This window comes from Sphingomonas sp. Root241, from assembly GCF_001428865.1.
Taxonomy (GTDB): Bacteria; Pseudomonadota; Alphaproteobacteria; order Sphingomonadales; family Sphingomonadaceae; genus Sphingomonas.
In genome coordinates, this window is the sequence record NZ_LMIV01000001.1 from 766,983 (window position 1) to 786,696 (window position 19,714).

21 protein-coding genes and 2 tRNA genes are annotated in these 19,714 nt (G+C 65.8%); 9 read left to right on the plus strand and 14 right to left on the minus strand.

All coding sequences use genetic code 11. The features are described from left to right. Positions 1–198: 198 nt before the first annotated feature. Positions 199–477 (minus strand): hypothetical protein, encoded by a 279-nt coding sequence (locus ASE13_RS03555; RefSeq protein WP_156404724.1) that lies wholly within the window; start codon positions 475–477, stop codon positions 199–201. A 186-nt stretch (positions 478–663) separates the two neighbouring features. On the opposite strand from ASE13_RS03555, the gene ASE13_RS19710 reads away from it, so the two are divergent. Beyond that, positions 664–775, plus strand: a tRNA-Val gene (locus ASE13_RS19710). Between the two features lie 532 nt (positions 776–1,307). Here ASE13_RS19710 and ASE13_RS03565 read toward each other — a convergent pair. Then, positions 1,308–1,381: transfer RNA gene (locus ASE13_RS03565), tRNA-Gly, on the minus strand. Between the two features lie 121 nt (positions 1,382–1,502). Between ASE13_RS03565 and ASE13_RS03570 the strand changes: the two genes are divergently transcribed. Continuing rightward, positions 1,503–2,351: a diacylglycerol/lipid kinase family protein gene (locus ASE13_RS03570; protein ID WP_056611534.1), complete on the plus strand. Its 849-nt coding sequence runs from the start codon at positions 1,503–1,505 to the stop codon at positions 2,349–2,351. Further along, positions 2,348–3,094 (plus strand): metallophosphoesterase family protein, encoded by a 747-nt coding sequence (locus tag ASE13_RS03575; protein ID WP_056611537.1) that lies wholly within the window; start codon positions 2,348–2,350, stop codon positions 3,092–3,094. Before ASE13_RS03570 ends, ASE13_RS03575 begins: the two co-directional genes overlap by 4 nt. Before the next feature lie 126 nt (positions 3,095–3,220). Here ASE13_RS03575 and ASE13_RS03580 read toward each other — a convergent pair whose 3' ends face one another. Genes ASE13_RS03580 through ASE13_RS03590 form a run of 3 tightly spaced genes read right to left on the minus strand, consistent with a single transcriptional unit; the run spans position 3,221 to position 6,799 of the window. After that, on the minus strand, positions 3,221–3,661 hold the full coding sequence (locus ASE13_RS03580; RefSeq protein WP_156404725.1) for a bleomycin resistance protein: 441 nt from the start codon (positions 3,659–3,661) through the stop codon (positions 3,221–3,223). Between the two features lie 60 nt (positions 3,662–3,721). Next, positions 3,722–5,101, minus strand: coding sequence for a DUF1501 domain-containing protein (locus ASE13_RS03585; protein ID WP_056611540.1), 1,380 nt, complete (start codon positions 5,099–5,101; stop codon positions 3,722–3,724). A 9-nt stretch (positions 5,102–5,110) separates the two neighbouring features. Further along, a complete protein-coding gene (locus tag ASE13_RS03590) occupies positions 5,111–6,799 on the minus strand; it encodes a DUF1800 family protein (RefSeq protein ID WP_162254663.1) in 1,689 nt (562 codons plus the stop codon). A gap of 200 nt (positions 6,800–6,999) precedes the next feature. Between ASE13_RS03590 and ASE13_RS03595 the strand changes: the two genes are divergently transcribed. The 5 genes from ASE13_RS03595 to ASE13_RS03615 all read left to right on the plus strand — a co-directional run bounded on the left by ASE13_RS03595 (position 7,000) and on the right by ASE13_RS03615 (position 10,814). Beyond that, the gene (locus tag ASE13_RS03595; RefSeq protein ID WP_056611546.1) at positions 7,000–7,566 is read left to right on the plus strand and encodes a GbsR/MarR family transcriptional regulator; all 567 of its coding nucleotides are present in this window, start codon (positions 7,000–7,002) and stop codon (positions 7,564–7,566) included. 89 nt (positions 7,567–7,655) lie between these two features. Further along, positions 7,656–8,312, plus strand: a complete 657-nt coding sequence (locus tag ASE13_RS03600) for a DUF4166 domain-containing protein (protein ID WP_082596346.1) — start codon at positions 7,656–7,658, stop codon at positions 8,310–8,312. Next, complete coding sequence (locus ASE13_RS03605; RefSeq protein WP_235536828.1) at positions 8,309–8,704, plus strand: thiol-disulfide oxidoreductase DCC family protein; 396 nt, start codon at positions 8,309–8,311, stop codon at positions 8,702–8,704. The genes ASE13_RS03600 and ASE13_RS03605 overlap by 4 nt, the downstream gene beginning before the upstream one ends. After that, the gene (locus ASE13_RS03610) at positions 8,701–10,362 is read left to right on the plus strand and encodes an SDR family oxidoreductase (protein WP_056611548.1); all 1,662 of its coding nucleotides are present in this window, start codon (positions 8,701–8,703) and stop codon (positions 10,360–10,362) included. The genes ASE13_RS03605 and ASE13_RS03610 overlap by 4 nt, the downstream gene beginning before the upstream one ends. Then, positions 10,359–10,814, plus strand: a complete 456-nt coding sequence (locus tag ASE13_RS03615; RefSeq protein ID WP_156404726.1) for a hypothetical protein — start codon at positions 10,359–10,361, stop codon at positions 10,812–10,814. Before ASE13_RS03610 ends, ASE13_RS03615 begins: the two co-directional genes overlap by 4 nt. A gap of 53 nt (positions 10,815–10,867) precedes the next feature. Here ASE13_RS03615 and rpsI read toward each other — a convergent pair whose 3' ends face one another. The 5 genes from rpsI to ASE13_RS03640 form a co-directional block, all read right to left on the minus strand. Further along, complete coding sequence (gene rpsI / locus ASE13_RS03620) at positions 10,868–11,407, minus strand: 30S ribosomal protein S9 (RefSeq protein WP_082596347.1); 540 nt, start codon at positions 11,405–11,407, stop codon at positions 10,868–10,870. Beyond that, positions 11,407–11,886 carry a 50S ribosomal protein L13 gene (rplM, locus tag ASE13_RS03625; protein WP_056611554.1) on the minus strand — a complete coding sequence of 160 codons (480 nt, stop codon included), beginning with the start codon at positions 11,884–11,886 and terminating at the stop codon, positions 11,407–11,409. Before rplM ends, rpsI begins: the two co-directional genes overlap by 1 nt. A 136-nt stretch (positions 11,887–12,022) precedes the next feature. Beyond that, complete coding sequence (locus ASE13_RS03630; protein ID WP_056611557.1) at positions 12,023–12,862, minus strand: hypothetical protein; 840 nt, start codon at positions 12,860–12,862, stop codon at positions 12,023–12,025. Then, a complete protein-coding gene (gene cutA, locus ASE13_RS03635; RefSeq protein WP_056611560.1) occupies positions 12,863–13,177 on the minus strand; it encodes a divalent-cation tolerance protein CutA in 315 nt (104 codons plus the stop codon). Next, positions 13,174–14,196: a COX15/CtaA family protein gene (locus tag ASE13_RS03640; protein ID WP_056614650.1), complete on the minus strand. Its 1,023-nt coding sequence runs from the start codon at positions 14,194–14,196 to the stop codon at positions 13,174–13,176. The genes cutA and ASE13_RS03640 overlap by 4 nt, the downstream gene beginning before the upstream one ends. Before the next feature lie 141 nt (positions 14,197–14,337). On the opposite strand from ASE13_RS03640, the gene ASE13_RS03645 reads away from it, so the two are divergent. Beyond that, a complete protein-coding gene (locus ASE13_RS03645; RefSeq protein ID WP_200955563.1) occupies positions 14,338–15,600 on the plus strand; it encodes a glycoside hydrolase family 172 protein in 1,263 nt (420 codons plus the stop codon). Between the two features lie 9 nt (positions 15,601–15,609). Here ASE13_RS03645 and ASE13_RS03650 read toward each other — a convergent pair whose 3' ends face one another. The 4 genes from ASE13_RS03650 to ASE13_RS03665 form a co-directional block, all read right to left on the minus strand. Further along, complete coding sequence (locus ASE13_RS03650) at positions 15,610–16,371, minus strand: helix-turn-helix domain-containing protein (RefSeq protein ID WP_056611563.1); 762 nt, start codon at positions 16,369–16,371, stop codon at positions 15,610–15,612. Next, complete coding sequence (dxs, locus tag ASE13_RS03655; RefSeq protein ID WP_056611566.1) at positions 16,355–18,280, minus strand: 1-deoxy-D-xylulose-5-phosphate synthase; 1,926 nt, start codon at positions 18,278–18,280, stop codon at positions 16,355–16,357. The genes ASE13_RS03650 and dxs overlap by 17 nt, the downstream gene beginning before the upstream one ends. 75 nt (positions 18,281–18,355) lie before the next feature. Then, on the minus strand, positions 18,356–18,814 hold the full coding sequence (locus ASE13_RS03660; protein ID WP_056611569.1) for a Fur family transcriptional regulator: 459 nt from the start codon (positions 18,812–18,814) through the stop codon (positions 18,356–18,358). Between the two features lie 312 nt (positions 18,815–19,126). Continuing rightward, a complete protein-coding gene (locus ASE13_RS03665) occupies positions 19,127–19,513 on the minus strand; it encodes a MerC domain-containing protein (protein ID WP_056611572.1) in 387 nt (128 codons plus the stop codon). Between the last annotated feature and the right edge of the window lie 201 nt (positions 19,514–19,714).

A 19,714-nucleotide genomic window follows, 5' to 3' on the forward strand; every position in this document is an offset into this window, starting at 1 on the left:
TTCACAAGTGCGGCACCTGCGGGTCGTGCGACGCGGCGGAGGAACGCGGCCGGAGAGCATGTCTGCCCACAAGGAGCAAATTTGATTTGCTCCCGATTCCTAACCATCTGCCTAGAAACGCATATCTTAAGGATTGCAGGATGGGCGGCGGCGTTCCGTCGATCGAGCCAGCTTGGCGAGCTGCTGTTCTCGCCGGCCTTACTTCGGCAAACTCGTCAGATCGGCGTAGGCACTCACGGCAGCTGCCGCCGCCGCTACGACGGCCGAGGCTGTAACTAGCGCGGCGCCGATCTTTTGAGCCACGGTCAGGGTTACCGATCGGCGGATTTCTATCGCCTTTCCGTCCCAATAGATCGAGCCATCGTCGCCAACGCCCAACCGATCCATCCCATCTATGGAAATCGGCCTTACGTCTCGCGGCCAGCCCTCCAGCGGCTCGGCTGTGCTCTGGGCAGGGTGGTTTCGCTCTCCGGTCATGGGGGAACGCTCGCGGAGTTGGTCCGCAAGGTCAACTGGGCCAGGTCGAGTGCGCAGCACCTGAAGCCGTTCGGGGATAGTTCGGGACACTCAGGCCCGATCAGTTCCGTCTGTATCCTTTGCGTTCCGCGAGCTGGCTGTTGACCCGCCGCAAAAATGGCCTAAATCCGCGGCTTCCCGAGGGAAGGGCGCTTAGCTCAGTTGGTAGAGCATCTCGTTTACACCGAGAGGGTCCGCTTACCAGCGGTCTAGAGTTTTAGCTGAACGCAAGAAGGGCGCCCTGCTGCCAGAGCGCCCCTCCATTTAAAGCAACCGCCCGAAAGCAGTGAACCAAGAAGCCGCCGAGTGGATCTTCCACCCGAAAGCCACCCGGTACACCGTACCGTTCGGCCTGCTGGCTTCGATAGCGAGTAGCACGGTCATGCCGTGTTCTCCTCTACCTCGCACCCTGACCCTTATGGTAGCCGAGTCGGTGCGTTAGGCCAACGTAGTGGGGTTTTTTCCGGTATAAGCCTTAGGAGTGTACCCCAAACACGCTCGGCTATTTCGAAACCAAAACATGGTAAGTGGTTCGATTACTTCCAAGAGCTGCAGGCAAATAAATGTCGGCGAGGATGCTCAGCACCGCCGGCGGACACCCAAAGGAGCCAATTCTGTTTTGCACCCGATTGTTAAGCGATCGATTCGAAACGCTTGTTTTTCGGAACTGGTTTGCACGGGAACCGGCGGAATTCCGCGCCTCATGCCAGCTAGGTGAGCTGCGGTTATTGCATCAGGCGGGTGGAGGAGAACTCGGCCGATGCCCCCGGTGGCGGCAGGTGGGCTATCGGTGGAGCGGGTGAAGGGAATCGAACCCTCGTCGTAAGCTTGGGAAGCTTCTGCTCTGCCATTGAGCTACACCCGCGCGGCAGCCCGGTTGCCACAGGGCGGGGCGGGCGGTCAATCGGCGAATGCGTCTGGTCGCGAGGTTCAGGGTCGTTACGCTTGAGAAGCGACCAAAAGCCGGCTCGCGCGTTGCGGCGGGCATGGAAACGCTCTGGTTCATCACCAATCCCAATTCCGGCACCGCCACCCGCGCCAAATGCGAGGCGCTCGAAGCTGTGTTCGAGGAGAGCGGGCTCAAGCTCGCCGGACGGACCGAGTTTCCCGAGCAAAAGCTGCCCAAAGCCGAGGAACTCGACCGTGCTAAGGTCGACACGGTGGTGCTGTTCGCGGGCGACGGCACAATCAACGCCGCGCTCTGTGCGCTGGAACAATGGGAAGGCGCATTCCTGATCCTGCCCGGCGGCACGATGAACCTGCTCGCCAAGGGGCTGCACAGCGAGACCGATCCGCACAAGATCGTCCATGCGGCGCGCGCGTGCGACCGGCGGGTGTCGCTGCCTTATGTGATCGCGGGCGAGCATCGCGCTTTTGTCGGGCTGATCCTCGGGCCCGCGGCCTCGTGGTTCCGGGCGCGGGAGGCAGTGCGCAAGGGCAAGGTCGGGCGATTGCTGGCTGCGGTGCGCGGCGCCCTTCGCAAAACCTTCGGCGAGCGGGGAATCCGCGTCGAAGGCGCGAAGGGACTGGGCGATCATTATCAGGCGGTGTTCGTCACTCCCGATCTGCACGGGCTGGAGGTCGCCGCGGTCGACGCCCGGGACTGGAAGGCGATCGTCCAGCTCGGCTGGGACTGGCTGAACGGCGATTGGGTCGCCGCGCACGCAGTGAGCGAAGCCTGGACCAGGGAGTTGCGCGTGCGAGGCCATAGGTCGGTGCTGGCGCTGTTCGACGGCGAACCGGTGATGCTCGCCCCGCGTATGCCGATCCGATCGGGCAAGAGCCTTGAGACGTTCATCGCCACCCGCAAGGACGAGGAGGTGCCGGCGACATGACCCGCCTGTTTCACGTCAGCGACGTCCATTTCGGACGCGAGGATCGCGAGGCGATCGACTGGTTCGGCCGCAAGGTGAAGGAGGAACAGCCCGACGCGGTGGTCATGACCGGCGATCTGACGATGCGCGCGCGGGCGCATGAATTCACCGCCGCCGCGAAATGGCTGGAGAGCCTGGGGCGACCGGTGACGGTGGAGGTCGGCAACCACGATTTGCCCTATTTCAACCTTTGGGCGCGCTTCTTCACGCCGTACAAGCGTTATCGGGCGCTCGAGCACATGATCGAGAGGCCGCTCGACGTGAAGGGCGTGAGCGTGGTGCCGCTCAAGACCACTGCGCGCTTCCAGTGGCGGCTCAACTGGGCGAAGGGCTATGTCAGCACGCGTGCGCTGCAGGAATCGCTCGCTTTGGTCGAGGCGGCGCCCAGGGACGATCTGATATTCGTCGCCGCGCACCATCCATTGGTCGAGGCGGGGACGCTGGCGACGTCGATGACGCGGCATGGTCGGCAAGCGCTCGAAGCGCTGGCGACCGCGGGCGCGCATGCCGTGCTCACGGGACATGTCCACGATCCGTTCGACGTGGCCCATGAAGTGAACGGGCGTACAATGCGGCTGATCGGGGCGGGCACGCTGTCCGAGCGCGTTCGGGCGAAGCCGCCGTCGTTCAACGAGATTCGGATCGATGGCGCCAGCTTCGAGACGGTGGCGCGGTTCAAGGGCGAGGGGAGCGTGGCGCTATAGAGTCGTACCCGGCTGTGTTGTTCCCCGGCGAAGGCCGGGGCCCAGTGGCGGTAAACAGGAAGTGGCGACCTGCCGTCGATGACATCTCGCGACTGGGCCCCGGCCTTCGCCGGGGAACAGGTTGGTTCAGGACTTGGTGAGATCCTGTCCGAACACCAGCAGATTCCCATCGGGCGCGACCACCATCAGTTCGCGCTGGCCGTAGATCTGGTTGATCGGGCCATGGATGTCGCCGTCGTTGAGCAATGGGATCTTCGGCCGCAGTTCCTCGGCGATCGCATCGACGTCGCGAACGTCGATATAATAACAGAATCGGCGATTGCCCGGCGGGGCGCCGTCGTCGCCGGCATTCTCCTTCAGGCGGAACGCCGCGGTCTCGCGCTGGACATAGGCGTAGCTGCCCTGGCGGAAGCGGCACTCGAAGCCGAGGATATCGGTGAAGAACAGCACTGCCGCGTCGATATCGGGCACGTGCATGAACGGCGTGATGCGGAAGAGGTTCGACACGGGGGTTCCTCCCGCGTCGACAATATCCGAGCCGGTCATGCCGCGGTAGTGAAGTTCCATGCCTTGCTCCCTCCGGCGCACCATAGGATGCGATGGGGAAGGAAAGGTGGAGGAACGCCGTTAAGCGCGGAACAACCCTAAGGGGCCGCGACCGCCGGTGCTCCAGGTCGACCAATTGGGGAAGACATAGGGCATGTCGGCATCGCCGACGCCGTGCCAGCGGGCGATCGCGCCGATATATTCCTCCTGCGCGACCGCGGGGACGAAGCGGCCCTCGTTGCCGACGTCGTGCTCGCCGCCGATCACCGGATCGGGATAGGCGCCGAAGATGCCGCCCGGCGTGACGTTGCCGCCGACGACCAGGTGGTTGCTGCCCCAGGCGTGATCGGTGCCGTTCTGGGCATTGCCTTTGAAGGTCCGGCCGAAGTCACTCATCGTGAAGGCCGTGACGTTCTCGGCCATGCCGATCGACTGCATCGCGCGGTGAAAGCCGGCGAGCGCCATGGCGAGATCGCCGAGCAGATTGGCATGGGTGCCGGTATCGTTGTTGCCGCCGTTCACCTGCCCCGAATGATTGTCGAAGCCGCCCTGGCTCACCATGAAGGTCTGGCGGTCATGGCCGAGGCTCGAGCGCGCGGCGATCATCCGGGCGACTCGCATCAGCTGGCGCGCAACGTCGCTGGTCAGCGCCGCGCCGGTCGTCGGGTTGACGAAATAGCCGTCGAGCGCGCTGGCGGCGCTGATGATCGTGTTCGCGGTGACGGCCTGGCCATAGGCGCTGTTGATGTCGCGCGCGGTGGCGTCGGTCATCGCGCCGTAAGCTGCGCCGCTGGCGAAGGCGTCGACTGCGGCGTTCTTCGCCTGGTTGGCGGCATTGCCAGCGGTGGCATAGCCGCTGCGGCCGAGCGTACCCGTGGACGGCAGCACCAGCGCCGAGCTGGTCCGGCCGATCGTCGCGAGGTTCGAGCCGGCGAGCGAGATCATCGAGGGCGTGCCGGTCGCGGTCATGCGATCGGTCATGCGGCCCATGAACCCATCGATGCTGACGTCGCGCGCGCGCAGGCCCTGCCAATGCGCCTGCTCGTCCGAATGGCTCATCAGATTGGTGGGGCGCAGATCGGGGCGCGATTGATAGGTCGACTTGGTCAGTGGCGCGAACAAGGTACCGGCGTTGAGCACCAGCGCGAGACTGCCTTCGTCCCACAGCGGACGGAGCGCCGACATCGACGGGTGGAGCGCGTAGGCGGCGTTGGTCAGTGGCGTCAGCGCTGTCGCCTTGATGCCGACCGAGCCGCGCGAGGCAAGGTAGGTCGCATGCCGGGCGTCGGTGGGGATCACCATGTTCCAGCCGTCATTGCCCCCGAACAGGAACACGCCGACCATCGCGCGGTAGCTGCCGTTCGGGGCGGCCATCGCGCTGGTGCGGCCGAGCTGGCCCATGGCGGCCATCGCGCCGGTGCCGGCGACGAGGCGAACGAAATCGCGGCGGGAAAGGGTCATCTGGTTTCCTTACCGGTCGACGAGGAAGATCGGGCTGGAGGCCGCGACATACAGCATCATCTGCGCGCGTTTCCGCGCCTGGATCAGCGGATCGGCATTGGTGATCGCGGTGGCCGCGGCCTTGAGCGCGTCCTTTTGCGGCTGAGTCAGCGTGTTCGCGAACATCAGCAGGTCGATCCGCGCGACCATCGCGTCGAGATCGGTGCCGAACGCCTCCCATCCGCTCCACAGCGGCTGGGTCAGCGACGAATTGGGCAGGCCGGCGTCGAGCGTGAACTCCGAACGCGTGGCATCACCGCCGATCGTCCAGTCATAGACGAAATTGTGCCAGCGCAGCACGTTCGAGGTGTTGAGCAGCTTCGACGCCGGGCTCCTCAACGTGGTGCTGCCGGGCAGCGGATAATCGGTCGGGTAGAAGTTGAACACCGAAGGCGCGCGCATCACCGGCTGGCCCATGCTGGTGTCGCGATTGACGAAGACATAGCCGTCGGTGGCGAAGCCGATCACGCGGGCGAGGCCGGTCATCAGCAGGATCGGTTCCTTGACCTTGCCCGAGGCGGCACCCGGTGCGGCGCGCGCCTCGGCGTCGGTCAGGACCACGCGGACCACAGCCTTGAGATCGCCGCGCACGCCGTTGCCGTTATTGGCGAACACCGCCGCCACGCGACCGACATAGGCGGATGTCGGGTTGGGCGTGACGAGATGGGTGATCAGGAACTTCGAGACGAAGGGCGCGGTCGACGCGTTGTTGAACGCGGCGTCGACCACGGCTGCGACGCTGGCTTCCTGCGTCGCGCCGGCGGCGACCGAGGTTCCGAGGAACGACTTGGCGGTAGTGTCGTAGCGCGTCGGCACCGGGATCATCGGCTGCGAATAATCGCGGGCATTGCCATCGGTGATCGCCGCCCCGCCCACCCGGGCATAGGTCCAGCCGGTCAACGCGCGGGCGACGCCGCGAATGTCTTCCGGCGTATAATTGGCCTGGCGCGCGCCGGTCGCATCCAGCTTGGGCGTGCCGTCCATATTGAGCTGGTCGGGGCCCATCGAGAACAGTTGTAGGAATTCGCGGGCGTAATTCTCCGACGGCGCCGACTTGTTGCTGTCGGCCATGTCGAGATAGTCGCCCATATAGCCGAGCATCGTCACCCGGGCGAGGATGTCGCGGAAATTGCCGAAGGCGTTGTCGAGGAAGATCTGGTTGAACGCGGCGATGCCGGCCGCCGAATTCACTTCCTGCTCGGACGCGACGATCATCTGGCCGAGCGCGAAGGCGACGCGCTGGCGGAGCTGATCGGGCGCCATCGTGGCATCGGCATAGAAACGCATCGCAGCGGGCACGCGCGAGAAATGCTGGCGTGTGCAGACGGTGTCGCCGCCGGTGCAGAAATCGCGGCGGACCTCGACGGCGAGATCGGTATAGGTGCTGCCGGTGGCGGCGAATTGCTCGTCGAGCCAGGCGTTGACGCCGAGTTCCTTGATCCGCGAGACGAGTGCGGGCGTGGGTCCGAAGCTCGCCTGTTTGGCAAGCCGTGCGGCATCGGCTTCGGTGAAGGTGGGCGTCGGGGTGGGCGCGGGCGTGACCGATACCACGCCGCCACTCCCGGTGGCCGTGCCGGAGCTGCCGCCACCACCGCCGCAACCCGGAAGCACAGTGAGAAGCGCTACGCCGAGCGCAGCCGATACGCGTGGTCCAAACACCTGATATCCCCCGCCGTTGCGCCCCGCGCAACCTGCACCCTTATGCATAGAAGGGAGTGGTTAATCCGACAACGTGTAGAAATACCTAAGGAAATTTTAGGCAGAGCTTCATTCTTCGTTCGGCGATCCGTCCGCGGCGCCCGGTCGGCGAAACGCGCGACCCCATTGACTTCCGTGTCTTCTTGTCATAGATTTCTGTCATGACAGAAATAACCGACAACGGCGCAATGCTCCCGACCGCCGTCCAGCAGTTCGTGCTGCATTGGGGCGAGATGGGCGGGCAATGGGGCGTCAATCGCTCGGTCGCGCAGATCCATGCCTTGCTCTATCTCAGCGATCGTCCGCTCAATGCCGAGGAGATCAGCGAAACGCTGCGCATCGCGCGGAGCAACACGTCCAACAGCCTCAAGGAGCTGCTCGGCTGGAAGCTGATCCGGCGCGTGCCGGTGATGGGCGAGCGCCGCGACCATTATGAGGCCGAGGTCGACCTGATGCAGATGCTCACCCGGATCGCGCAGGGCCGCAAGGAGCGCGAGATCGATCCCGCCGTCGCGGCGCTCCGGGTATGCACCGACGAGGCTAAAGCCGATCCGCGGATCAGCAGGATCGCGCGCGATCGGATCGCGGCGATGCACGATTTCGTCGTGACGGTCGACGACTGGTACCAGCAGATGATCGCGATCCCGCCGAACCGGCTGATGCTGTTGATCAAGATGGGCAAGCGGGTGCTGTCGTTCCTGCCGGGAGGGCGTTCCAAAGAGAGCTGAGTCGAGGAAGGGGGCGGCATCGTCGCACCCGGTAATTTCGGTCTTTACAGAAAGGGCTGACAATGGGGATTGCAGTCGAAACCGCAGGGATGGGACGATATGTGGCGTGGCAGCCGCCGGTCGCGCCGGTGCGGGCCGAGGGCGACAGCCCGTTCGCGCGATTGCTGGGCACGCGTTGGCTGTTTCTTCCACCCGCGGTGCGCAGGCGCTTCTTGCGGAAGATCGGGGAGGGCGCGTGCGTCACCTATGTCGGCGAAGTCGCCGAGTGCCGGATGAGCCGCGCGGGCTGGCTGTTCGCGCAGCTCGCCCGGCTGGTTGGGGCGCCGCTGCCGCTCGGCACCGACACCGGCGTCGCGGCGAGCGTCAGCGTGACCGCGGACGAAGAGGGCTGGAACCAGTATTGGACTCGCCAATATGGCCGGCGCCACGGTTTTCCTCAGGTTATCCACAGTGCGAAAAGGTTCGCCGGGCCGACGGGGCTGGAGGAATATCTCGGGCTCGGGCTCGGCATCGCGCTGCGGCTCGAGGAAGCGGGTGGGACGCTGCTGTTCGTCAGCGACCATTATTTCGTGCGGTTCGGTCCGATGCGGCTGCGCATCCCCAATGCGGTGCTGGGCCATCTCGTCGTCGGCCATACCGATCTGGGGCGTGGACATTTCGCGTTCACGCTCGATCTCGTCCACCCGTGGCTAGGCGAGCTCGTCCACCAGCTCGCGATATTCGCCGATCCGCGGGAAGCCGCGTGACCCGGCCCGTGATCGTCTTCGACGCCTTGTGCGTGTTGTGCTCGGGTCATGCGCAATTCGTGCTGCGCCACGATCGGGCCGGACGCTTCCTGCTCGCCTCGATGCAGAGCGAAGCGGGCGCGGCGATCTATCGCTCGTTCGGGATCGACCCGGCGGACCCCGACACGCTGATCCTGGTCGAGGGTGATCGGGCGCTGCGCGACAGCGATGCGATCCTCGCGATCTGGCGGGCTTTGGGCTGGCCCTGGCGCGCCGCAGGTGTGTTCGGCGTCGTCCCCAGGGCGTTGCGCGATCCGATCTACCGCTGGGTGGCGCGGCATCGTTATCGGCTGTTCGGGCGGCGCGAGAGCTGCTGGGTGCCCGATGCGGCGCAGCGGAGCCGCATCCTGTGAGCCGCATCCTCGTCATCGGCGGCTATGGCGGCTTCGGCGCGCGGCTGACGCGGCGACTGCTCGTGGCTGGGCACGAAGTGGTCGTCGCCGGGCGCAGCGCGGAGAAGGGCGCGGCGTTCTGCGCGGGGCTCGTCCGTTGCGAGGCCGTGGTGGCCGATCGTACGAACGGCATCGGGATGGCGATGGCGCGCATCCGGCCCGATCTGGTGATCGACGCCGCGGGTCCCTTCCAGAATTGTGGCTACACCGTTCCCGAAGCCTGTATCGCGATGCGGATACCCTATCTCGACCTTGCCGATGCACGCGGGTTCGTCACGGGGATCGGCAGCCTCGACAAGGCGGCGAAGGCGGCCGGGATCGCGGTGATCGCCGGCGCCTCCAGCGAGCCGGCACTGTCCGGCGCGGTGGCGCGCAAGCTTGCGGAGGGCATGGAGTCGATCGCGCAGGTCGAGATCGTGATCAGCGCGTCCAATCGCGCGGTGGGCGGCGCATCGGTGGCGCGCGCGATCCTGAGCTATGTCGGCAAGCCGCTGCGGCTGTGGCGCGGACGGCGCTGGGGCGTGGGCTATGGCTGGCAGGAGTTGCACCGCGTGCGCTTCGCAGTGTCGGGTCAGCCGGTGCTGCGCCGCTGGGTGGCGCTCGCCGACGTGCCCGCGCATGATCTGCTGTCCGCGATGCTGCCCGGACGCCCGGCAGTGACTTTCCGGGCGGGCACCGAGCTGGGCTTCCAGATGCTGGCATTGTGGCTGGCGAGCTGGCCGGTGCGCTGGGGGTGGATCGCCTCGCTCGATCGCGCCGCGCGCTGGCTGATCCCGCTCCAGCGGCTGACGCGGCGGATCGGCAGCGATTGCTCGGCGATGTCGGTCACCTTGCGCGGCGGGCGAATCGAGCGGAACTGGATCGTGGTCGCCAGCCGCGGCGACGGGCCGGAGATCCCGACTTTCGCAGCCGCGATCCTCGCGGAGGAGATATTGGCGGGCCGTGTTGCGCCCGGTGCCTGCGATGGCGCCGGGCTGTTGATGCTTGACCAGTTCGAACCCCTATTTGCGCCGCTTTCGATCGCTCACGAGACGCGCGAGCGCGAAGTGTCCCCGCTATATGCTCGCGCGATGGGCACGCGCTTCGACGCGTTGCCTGCCGCGGTTCGCGCGATGCATGAAGTGAATGGCGATGGCGGCGCGGCGGGCGAGGGGAGCGTGAAGCGCGGGAGCCACCCGCTCGCACGATTGATCGGGGGCATCATGCGCTTCCCGCCGGAGGGCGACTATCCGGTCCATGTGAGCTTTGCGGAGCGCGACGGCAAGGAACGCTGGACCCGGGACTTTGGCGGACACCGCTTCGGCAGCGAACTTTCGCAGGCCGGAGATGGTGTGGCCGAACGCTTCGGCCCGCTGCGGTTCGTGTTCGATCTGCCTGCGGATGAAACGGGACTGCGGATGGGGTTGCGGGGCTGGACCTTGTTCGGGCTGCCGATGCCGCGCGCGCTCGGACCGCGCATCGCGGCGCGCGAGTGGCAGGAGGACGGACGCTTCCGCTTCGAAGTCAACGTACGCCTGCCGCTGATCGGCGAGGTGGTTGGCTATACAGGTTGGCTAGACGCTGAGCCCGCACCCGCGGCCAACCTGGACTCCGCTCGGCTTGAAACCCAGCTTGGTTGAAGGAAGATGCCGTGTATCAACCCCACTCCCGCCGCGGCACCCTTTTGAAGGCATTAGCGGGCGCCAGCATTGCTGCATCCTGGCCGGGGATGCTGGCGCTGCCATTCGTTTTCGATGCACCCGGCTTGCTATTCGTTCCGCTGACAAGTTTCGCGATCGCCTTTGCGCACGGTCTAGTATTGGGTTTGCCACTCTATCTCGTCCTCAAGCGGCGGGGCTCGGCAAATTGGTGGCTGGCTGCGTTCGCGGGTACCTGCATCGGCACGGTCCCGGCCCTGACTTTCACGGCGATAGACTATCTGCAGAACCCATCGAACTATCAGCCCCACTCAGCGGGCTGGACCACTGCAAGCGGCGCGCTGTGGATGTTCGGCTTCCTGGGCCTGTGCGGCGGCCTGACCTTCTTCGTCATAGCCTCGGGCGACAGCGAGGCCGAGGCTATGACCCGATAGCAAAAGGGCGGCCCGTTGCCGGACCGCCCTCTCGTTGTTCTGGAGTGAACCGCTTAGCGCTTCGAGAACTGGAAGCTGCGACGCGCCTTGGCGCGGCCGTACTTCTTGCGCTCGACGGTGCGGCTGTCGCGGGTCAGGAAGCCCGCCGCCTTGACCGGGGCGCGGAGCACCGGCTCGAAGCGGGTCAGCGCCTGGCTGATGCCGTGCTTGACTGCGCCGGCCTGGCCCGAAAGCCCGCCGCCCTTGACGGTGCAGACCACGTCATACTGGCCCACGCGCTCGGCGACGCCGAACGGCTGGTTGATGACGAGACGCAGCGTCGGACGTGCGAAATAGACTTCCTGATCGCGGCCGTTGATCGTGATCTTGCCGGTGCCCGGCTTGATCCACACGCGGGCGACGGCGTCCTTGCGGCGGCCGGTCGCATAAGCGCGGCCGAGGCTGTCGATGATCTTCTCGCGCAGCGGCGTGGTCGGCGCAGCCGGAGCGGCCGGTGCGTTCAAATAGTCGTCGGCGCTGGCCGGAACGCCCGCGGGCGCTTCACCGGCGGCGATGGCGCCGAGATCGGAAAGGGACTGGCGGTTGTCGGACATTATGCGCCCACCTTGTTCTTGCGGTTCATCGACGCGATGTCGAGGACTTCGGGGTTCTGCGCGGCGTGCGGATGCTCGGTGCCGGCGAAGATGCGCAGGTTGCGCATCTGCTGGCGGCCGAGCGGGCCGCGCGGGATCATGCGCTCAACGGCCTTTTCGAGCACGCGCTCCGGGAAACGACCCTCGAGCACCTTGCCCGCGGTGATTTCCTTGATGCCGCCGGCATAGCCGGTGTGCTTGTAATAGACCTTGTTCGCCAGCTTCTTGCCGGTGAAACGGATCTTGTCCGCGTTGATCACGACGACATTGTCGCCGCAATCGACGTGCGGGGTGAAGCTCGTCTTGTGCTTGCCGCGCAGCACATTGGCGATGATCGTCGCTGCACGACCGACCACCAGGCCGTCGGCATCGACGATGTGCCACTTCTTCTCCACTTCGGCCGGCTTCACCGACTTCGTGGTCTTCATCAGCGCCTTCATGGCCTGTGACCTTTCGAGGTTTAAACGCAAGCGCGCCAGCCTTCCGGCCAGCGCGGTCTGGCGGGCGTTTGGCTGAGGTGGCCTCGAAAGTCAAGCAAATCGGGGCGTTTGCTGACGGGTATTATAATACCATCGACTAATCCGGCCAGTCGGCAGAGTCTGCATTCTCGATGCGGATGCGCGTGACGAGCAGCGTTTCGCGCGCCGCAGACTCGGTTCCGCTGACGTTGCGAACAGTATCGGTGGCCGTGCTGAGCATCCCGGTCCGGGGATCAAATATACGCTGCCGGTCGAGCGACACCGAGCCGGTGCGCGCGGGAGCGCCGGCCTGTGCGGGCAGATCGACGGTCGCCGATGCAGTGGTGGAAGCCCGGATCAGTCCGTTGTCGGCAGTGGCGGTACGGCGCGTGCCTTCGAGCGTGACGGGGGTGCCGAACGGAGAGGCGCCGGGTAGCCGGACCGGAGTAAAGCTGCCCGGGGCCTCCCGAGGGTCGGTCATGATCGCTGCGGTGACGAGCGTGGCGAGGAGCGTGCGCTGCCGTTCGGGCGGGAGCGCGCGCAGCGGCCCGACTAGCCTGGCGGATGCCGCGTCGGCAGGAAGGCCGGGCCGGGTGGCGGCGGCTTCGGCGATGCGCTGGCAGACGCGTTCCCACAACACCGCCATCTCGTTGACCGTCGTTACCTGTCCGCGTTCGTCGAGGTGCAGCACGATGGTGCGGCCGGCAAGCGCCGAAAGGCCGCGCTCGACAAGATTGCCCAGGGCTTCCGGCGCCGCGCTGGCATTGGCGAGCAACACCGCTTCGGCGCGATAGCCGGCACCCTCCTTGCTGAAGCGGACCAGCCGCTCGAGCCGGTAGCGCCGCTCGCTCGGCGAGGTCTCGATCCGCTCGGTGACGATGCGCAGCGGCGTGCCCAGCGGCGGCGCGAAGGCGGGCGCGGCGATGCTCGCCTGGAGCATGACGGCCGCGAGCAGCATTCAGCCGGTCTCCGCGGCGATCCAGTCGCTCACCGCTGCGGCGGCGCTCACTGGCCAGGCTTCGATGGTCGGAAGGTCATAGGGATGAAGCGCCGCGATCCGGTCGCGCAATTGGCCGGCGAGCTGCGGGACGGTCTTGAACAATGCGGGGACTTCGTCGCCGCGCTCGATTGCGCCCTGCCAGCGATAAATCGAATGACAGGGAGCGAGGATGTTCACGCAAGCGGCGAGCCGTTCGGTCAGCACCGTCTCGGCGACGCGTTCCGCCTCGACCCGACTGGGGAAGGTCGAGAACAGGAGCGCGATGTCGTTCATCCGCGCCGGCCCACAGCGTGCGCACCCCATGTCGTGGCGATGACGAGCAGGGCGCCGGTGAGCTGGTGGAGCGCGGCGAGCGTGATGTTCATGCCCGACATCACGGTAGCGATGCCGAGCAGGATCTGGAGGCCGAACGCGGTGTGGATCGCGATCGAGGCACGGCGATCCATGGCGCGGGTGGCGCGGGCCAGCACTATCAAGGCGGCGACCGTCACCCACGCCCACCAGCGATGGACGAAGTGGACGACCGCGGGATCGTTGAACAAGGCGTCGAGGAACGGCCGGCCGGCGATCGTCGCACCGGGGAAGAAGCGGCCGTTCATCAGCGGCCATTGGTTGGTCACCAGCCCGGCATTGAGCCCGGCAACGAGCGCGCCGAACAGCAACTGGACGAACAGGATTGCGCCGGTGATGGCGCCCAACCCGGTCAAACGTGCCGGGCCGGCCTGCGGATTTCGGGCCAGCGTGCGCAGGTCGAGCGCGGTCCAGACAATGCCTGCCAGCGTGAACAGTGCCACGAGCAAGTGCACCGCGAGGCGGACATGGCTGACATCGGTGCGGACGCTCAGCCCTGACTTGACCATCCACCAGCCGATCGCGCCCTGCAGCCCGCCCAATGCGAGCAACGCCACCAGCCGCCAGTCATAGCCGCGCGGGATCTGCCGGCGGATCGCGAACCAGACAAGCGGCACTGCGAAGGCGAGGCCGATCAGCCGGCCGAGCAATCGATGGAAATATTCCCAGAAGAAGATCGCCTTGAACCCGGCGAGCGTCATGCCCTGGTTGAGCTGCTGATATTCGGGGATACGCTTGTAGTTGGCGAACTCGGCCTGCCACTCAGCATAGTTGAGCGGCGGCACGATCCCAGAGATTGGCTTCCACTGGGTGATCGATAGGCCGGACTCGGTGAGCCGGGTGATGCCGCCGATCACGACCATCAGCACGATCAGCGCCGCGACGAAGAACAGCCAAGTGGCGAGGGCGCGAGGGCGGGCGGTGGAATGGGACGAGGGCATCTGGAGCACGGCGCCGGTTTAGGCGCGGATCAGCCCAAAAGCTAGGCACCGGTGCTTGCACGGCTCGACCCGAACCACAACATATGTAAGAATGATCTGATAAATAAAAAGCGGGACGCCGCGATATCCGGGAGAGCATCATTGTCCATCCATCGTTACGCCGGTCTTCTCCTGCTCGTGGGCGCCGTCCCCGCGCAGGCGCAGGACGACCCGGCGGCGCTTTACCGCTTCCAGGAGGACGGGCGGCCGCGCTGGGCGAGCCCAGAGAATCGCGAGGCGGCGAAAGGCGCGGGCGGTCAGGAAAATCGCGGCGGCAAGGGCCATGCCTTCGACACGCTGCCCGCCGGCGCCTCGGTCACGCTCGCGGACATAGAAGGCGCCGGGATCATCGACCGGATGTGGATCACCACCGAGGATCGCTCGCCCGAGATGCTGCGCGGGCTGAGGCTCGACATCTATTGGGATGGCGCCGCGAAGCCCGCGGTATCTGTGCCGCTCGGCGATTTCTTCGGCGCCGGCGCGGGCGCGCTCGTGCCGATGGAGACCGCCCTGGTGGCGAGCCCCGAGGGCCGCTCTTACGTCTCATATCTGCCGATGCCGTTTCGCAAGGGTGCGCGCGTGGTCGTTACCAACGAATCGGGCAAGCAGCTCAATCTGATCTTCTGGGACGTAAACTATCGCCGGATGACCGCGCCGCCCAAGGACGCGCTCTATCTCCACGCTTATTGGAGCCGCGCGCGTCGGACCGAACTCGGCCGCGATTTCCAGGTGCTGCCGCGAGTCGAGGGCAAGGGCCGCTTCCTCGGCACGATCGTCACCACGCTCACCGATCCCGCTTATGGCAAGAGCTGGTGGGGCGAAGGCGAGGCCAAGATCTATCTCGACGGCGACGGTCCGCATGCGACATTGGTGGGCACCGGCACCGAGGATTATATCGGCACGGGCTGGGGACAGGGCGCCTATGTCAATCGCTTCCAGGGCTCGCTCGTCGCCGACGAGCCGCGCGGACGCTGGACTTATTACCGCTTCCACGTCCCCGATCCGATCTTCTTCGACTGTGACATACGGGTCGATCTCCAGCAGATTGGCGGCTGGCCCAAGGACAAGGTGATCGAGCTGCTCAAGGGCGGAGCGAAGCTCAAGCCGGTGACGATCGATCCGGGACAGCGCACCAATTTCCAGCAGCTGCTGAGCTCGGGCAAGCAAGTGACCGATCCCGGGCTGCCGAGCGGATGGACCAATTTCTATCGCAGCGACGATGTGTCGGCAGTGGCATTTTTCTATCTCGACAAGCCGGTGAGTGGGCTGCCGGCGCTGGCTTCGGCCGCCGAACGGCTGGCGGCGCTGCGACCACCCGCGCCACCAGAGAAGAAGGCCGCCGAACCGGGCAATCCGGGGCAGTAAGAGTGTCAGCTAGCGTTCGCGGCGGATCCAATAGGTCACGAAGCGAGTCTGCTTGGCGCCGACTTCGCCACCGAAGCCGTGCATCAGCGCGTCGCCGAAACCCTGCGCGCGGACTTCGCCTGACAAAGAGGTGCCCTGCAGCGCTTGCATCGTGGCGTTGATGTCCTTTTCGCCCTGCGCAGTGATCGTCCCCGTGACTTCACACAAAGTCGCCGCGCAGATCACGCGGAGCGGCTCGCCGCCGACGCCGAGGATATGGGCATAGGCGGTGCGAAGCCTGGCCTCGGCCCGCGGCGCCCACGCCGCATCGCGCTTTTCGGCGCGGACGCGTTCGTGGAGGCGCGGCGCGGTGGTCTCCGCTTTGCCGACGACGCCATCCAACAGCGGATCGGCCGCCGGCGCGGTCTGGGGCGCGGGGGCCAGCAATGCAGTGGTGAGCGTGGCACCGAGTGCGAAGATGAGCATGACCGCAAGTCCTTTCGTCCAGACGCCGCGGCGCGCAGGCGTCGGGAGCAAGGCCTGCTTGGCCGCGAAGCCGGGCGCGACCCCGATTTGCTCGTCCCGATTTTCCTGTGCCGCGAAGAGCCGCGCCAATTCCCGGCTGCTGCCGACGCCGGTCTTGCGGCGTGCCTCGCGCAGCCGCTCGTTGATCGAGCCGACCGAACGACCTGTGATGCTGGCGATGCTCTTCGCGGTATGCCCCTGCGCGAGCAGGGCCAGTGCCTCGCGTTCGGCCGGGTTCAGCGTCGAGAGATCAGGCACGCGCCCCATCGGTGACGACGGCTTCGTTGTAGCGCAGCGCCTTCAACACCGTATCGACGATGTTCTCGGCGTTGAGACCCGCCTCGGCATATTGGAGATCGGGCTTGTCCTGATCCTGGAACATGTCCGGCAGCCGCATCGTGCGGAGCTTGAGACCCGCGTCGATCAGGCCCTGATCGCTCGCCATGGTGAGCACATGCGCGCCGAGCCCGCCGACTGCGCCTTCCTCCACCGTCACCGCCACTTCGTGGCTGGTGAGCAGCTTGCGGATCAGCGCCTCGTCGAGCGGCTTGGCGAAGCGCAGGTCGGCGACGCTGGTCGAAAGCCCTTTGGCCTCGAGCATGTCGGCCGCTTTCATCGCCTCCGCCAGCCTTGTTCCAAGCGACATTATCGCCACGGTCTTGCCCTCGCGCACCAGGCGGCCCTTGCCGATCTCCAGCCGCTCGGGAATCGCGGGAAGCTCAACGCCCACGCCGTTGCCGCGCGGATAGCGCACCGCGATCGGGCCGTCGTCATGGAGCGCCGCGGTGTGCGTCATATGCATTAGCTCGGCTTCGTCGGCCGCGGCCATCACGATAAAATTGGGGAGCGTCGCCAGATAGGTGACATCGAAGCTGCCGGCGTGCGTCGCGCCATCGGCGCCGACCAGCCCGGCGCGATCGATCGCGAAGCGGACGGGCAGGTTCTGGATCGCGACGTCGTGAACGACCTGGTCGTAGGCGCGCTGGAGGAAGGTCGAGTAGATCGCGCAGAACGGCCGCATGCCCTGCGCGGCGAGGCCTGCCGCGAAGGTGACCGCGTGCTGCTCGGCAATCCCGACGTCGAAGGTGCGCTCCGGGTGGGCCTTGCCGAAGCGGTCGAGCCCAGTGCCCGAAGGCATTGCCGCAGTGATCGCGACGATTCGCGGATCCGCGTCCGCTTCCTTGATCAACTGATCGGCGAAGACGTTCTGATATGCCGGCGGCCCCGGTGGTGCCTTGGCCTGCGCGCCGGTGATCACGTCGAATTTCTGGACGCCGTGATATTTGTCCGCCGCCGCTTCGGCCGGGGCATAGCCCTTGCCCTTCCGGGTGACGACATGGACGAGGATCGGACCATGCTCGCTGTCGCGGACATTTTCGAGCACCGGGATCAGATGGTCGAGATTGTGCCCGTCGATCGGGCCGACATAATAGAAGCCGAGCTCCTCGAAGAGCGTGCCGCCCGTCGCCAGCCCGCGCGCGAATTCCTCGGCCTTCTCGGCGGCATTATGGGCGCGGCGCGAGATCCGGCGGATCGCTCGCTTGGCGAAGCTCCGGAGACCCAGATAGTTGGAAGAGGAGACCGTCCGCGCCAGATAGGCCGAAAGACCGCCCACCGGCGGCGCGATCGACATATCGTTGTCGTTGAGGATGACGATCAGCCGGTTGCCCGCGGCCTCGGCATTGTTCATCGCCTCATAGGCCATGCCGGCACTCATCGCACCGTCGCCGATCACGGCGATCGCCTTGCCGGGCTGGTCCTTCAGCTTGTTGGCGATCGCGAAGCCCAAAGCGGCCGAGATCGAAGTCGAGCTATGCGCCGCGCCGAACGGATCATATTCGCTCTCGCTGCGCTTGGTGAAGCCCGACAAGCCGCCACCCATGCGCAGCGTGCGGATCCGGTCGCGGCGACCGGTCAGGATCTTGTGCGGATAGCATTGGTGGCCGACATCCCAGATCAGCCGATCGCGCGGCGTATCGAACACATAATGGATCGCAGTCGTCAGCTCGACGACGCCGAGTCCCGAGCCGAGATGGCCGCCAGTGGTGCCCACAGCCGAAATCGTCTCGGCGCGCAGCTCGTCGGCGAGCTGGCGAAGATCAGCGGGCTTGAGCTTGCGGAGATCGGCGGGCGTGTCGACAGTGTCGAGCAGCGGCGTGCTTGGTAGGTCAGCCATCGACAGTCCCTTACGCGAGTGCTTCGCTTAAGTCGAACGCTCGAATCGCTGAAAAGTCGTGCAGTTTCCGTGCAGCTACTCGCAGTCGGAGCATTTGCCCCGAACTTCGATCACCGGCCGCACCGGCGAGAAGCCGGTATCCTTGGCTGCGGCGCGGACCGTCCTGGTGATCGTGTCGTCATCAATATGCGTGGTCTGTCCGCAGCTGTCGCAAACCAGGAAAATGCAGTCGTGCAGGCAATCGGGATGGGTGTTCGCCATATAGGCGTTGGCGCTCTCGACTCGCCGCGCGAGGTTCGAGCCGACGAACAAGTCGAGGATGCGATAGACGCTGTTGGCGGCGACGCGGCGGCCCTCGGCCTTGGAGACGGCCTCGGCGATGTCATACGCGGAGGCGGGCTTCTCGAAACCGGCCAGCGCCTCGAATACGCGCTCGCGCATCGCGGTCCATTGCTCGCCCGATTTCTCGAGCGTGGTCTGCGCGACGCGAGTCAGCTCGCTGCCGTGATGCTCGTTATGATCGTGCGCGTGCATAATATGGATTTAGGGAGCCGGAGGCTCCGCGGCAAGTTAGGGTCCGTACCCAATAGCCGCAACGGCCGTGATCGCCCGGAGACGGGCGCTGGCAAGGAAGCTCGCGCAGCGCGGGCTGGTGGCCCGTGCAAGCGGGCTGACGCAGTCCAGCGTTCGTCTCCGGGCGACCGCGAAGCGGCGGGCGGATTTTGGCGCACAGACACGTCATTCGTCGGTCACGATGAACACCGCATCGTTCCCTCCTCATTCCTCCCTGTGCGCCAAAATCCGCTCCGTCACGACCATTGCGGCTATTGGGTACGGACCCTTAGCTCAGTAGGTTGCGCGGCGGTTGAGGTCGTGACCGAGCGCGACGAGGCTCACGCCGATCAGCGTCCAGAAGATTTCGAACCCGCCATGCGGGAGCGACAGTGCACCCGCCATGATGCCGATCCCGAACGCGCCGACCAGAGCGGGGGCCATATAGCCGTGCGAGAGGATGCCCTTGCCGAGAGCGATGATGCCGAAACCGATTGCAAGAGTGAGGCCGATCTCGTGGATCGCGGGATGAACCAGCGCGCCGGCCGACGAAAGAACCGTCAACAGCACGGTCGTCGCGACGCAGTGCACGAGGCATAGGCCGCTGAGCCCGATCGCGATGCGATCGAAGCTTGCGTCGATACCGCCCCAATAGCGGGATAGCGGGAGACTCACCGGCATGGACCGTCATATAGGCCCGAACAGGTAAAGGTACAACATATCATGCGGCGGGCCGTTGCATGCCGCGATGGGCGGTCGGCGAATGGACGGGAAGGGGCCTCGCGGCGGTGCGGGTAGGCCGGGTGACGCTCTAGGGCACGTCACCCGGCCACGCCCGCTATTTACCTATGTAAGGTAATGCGCGGCGTTTTCCACCCCGGC

Coding starts and splice junctions, on each gene's coding strand:
- ASE13_RS03555 (WP_156404724.1), bottom strand. CDS start 477: ATGACCGGAGAGCGAAACCACCCTGCCCAGAGCACAGCCGAGCCGCTG.
- ASE13_RS03570 (WP_056611534.1), top strand. CDS start 1,503: ATGGAAACGCTCTGGTTCATCACCAATCCCAATTCCGGCACCGCCACC.
- ASE13_RS03575 (WP_056611537.1), top strand. CDS start 2,348: ATGACCCGCCTGTTTCACGTCAGCGACGTCCATTTCGGACGCGAGGAT.
- ASE13_RS03580 (WP_156404725.1), bottom strand. CDS start 3,661: ATGGAACTTCACTACCGCGGCATGACCGGCTCGGATATTGTCGACGCG.
- ASE13_RS03585 (WP_056611540.1), bottom strand. CDS start 5,101: ATGACCCTTTCCCGCCGCGATTTCGTTCGCCTCGTCGCCGGCACCGGC.
- ASE13_RS03595 (WP_056611546.1), top strand. CDS start 7,000: ATGACAGAAATAACCGACAACGGCGCAATGCTCCCGACCGCCGTCCAG.
- ASE13_RS03600 (WP_082596346.1), top strand. CDS start 7,656: ATGGGACGATATGTGGCGTGGCAGCCGCCGGTCGCGCCGGTGCGGGCC.
- rpsI (WP_082596347.1), bottom strand. CDS start 11,407: ATGTCCGACAACCGCCAGTCCCTTTCCGATCTCGGCGCCATCGCCGCC.
- rplM (WP_056611554.1), bottom strand. CDS start 11,886: ATGAAGGCGCTGATGAAGACCACGAAGTCGGTGAAGCCGGCCGAAGTG.
- ASE13_RS03630 (WP_056611557.1), bottom strand. CDS start 12,862: ATGCTGCTCGCGGCCGTCATGCTCCAGGCGAGCATCGCCGCGCCCGCC.
- cutA (WP_056611560.1), bottom strand. CDS start 13,177: ATGAACGACATCGCGCTCCTGTTCTCGACCTTCCCCAGTCGGGTCGAG.
- ASE13_RS03640 (WP_056614650.1), bottom strand. CDS start 14,196: ATGCCCTCGTCCCATTCCACCGCCCGCCCTCGCGCCCTCGCCACTTGG.
- ASE13_RS03650 (WP_056611563.1), bottom strand. CDS start 16,371: ATGGGGCGCGTGCCTGATCTCTCGACGCTGAACCCGGCCGAACGCGAG.
- dxs (WP_056611566.1), bottom strand. CDS start 18,280: ATGGCTGACCTACCAAGCACGCCGCTGCTCGACACTGTCGACACGCCC.
- ASE13_RS03660 (WP_056611569.1), bottom strand. CDS start 18,814: ATGCACGCGCACGATCATAACGAGCATCACGGCAGCGAGCTGACTCGC.
- ASE13_RS03665 (WP_056611572.1), bottom strand. CDS start 19,513: ATGCCGGTGAGTCTCCCGCTATCCCGCTATTGGGGCGGTATCGACGCA.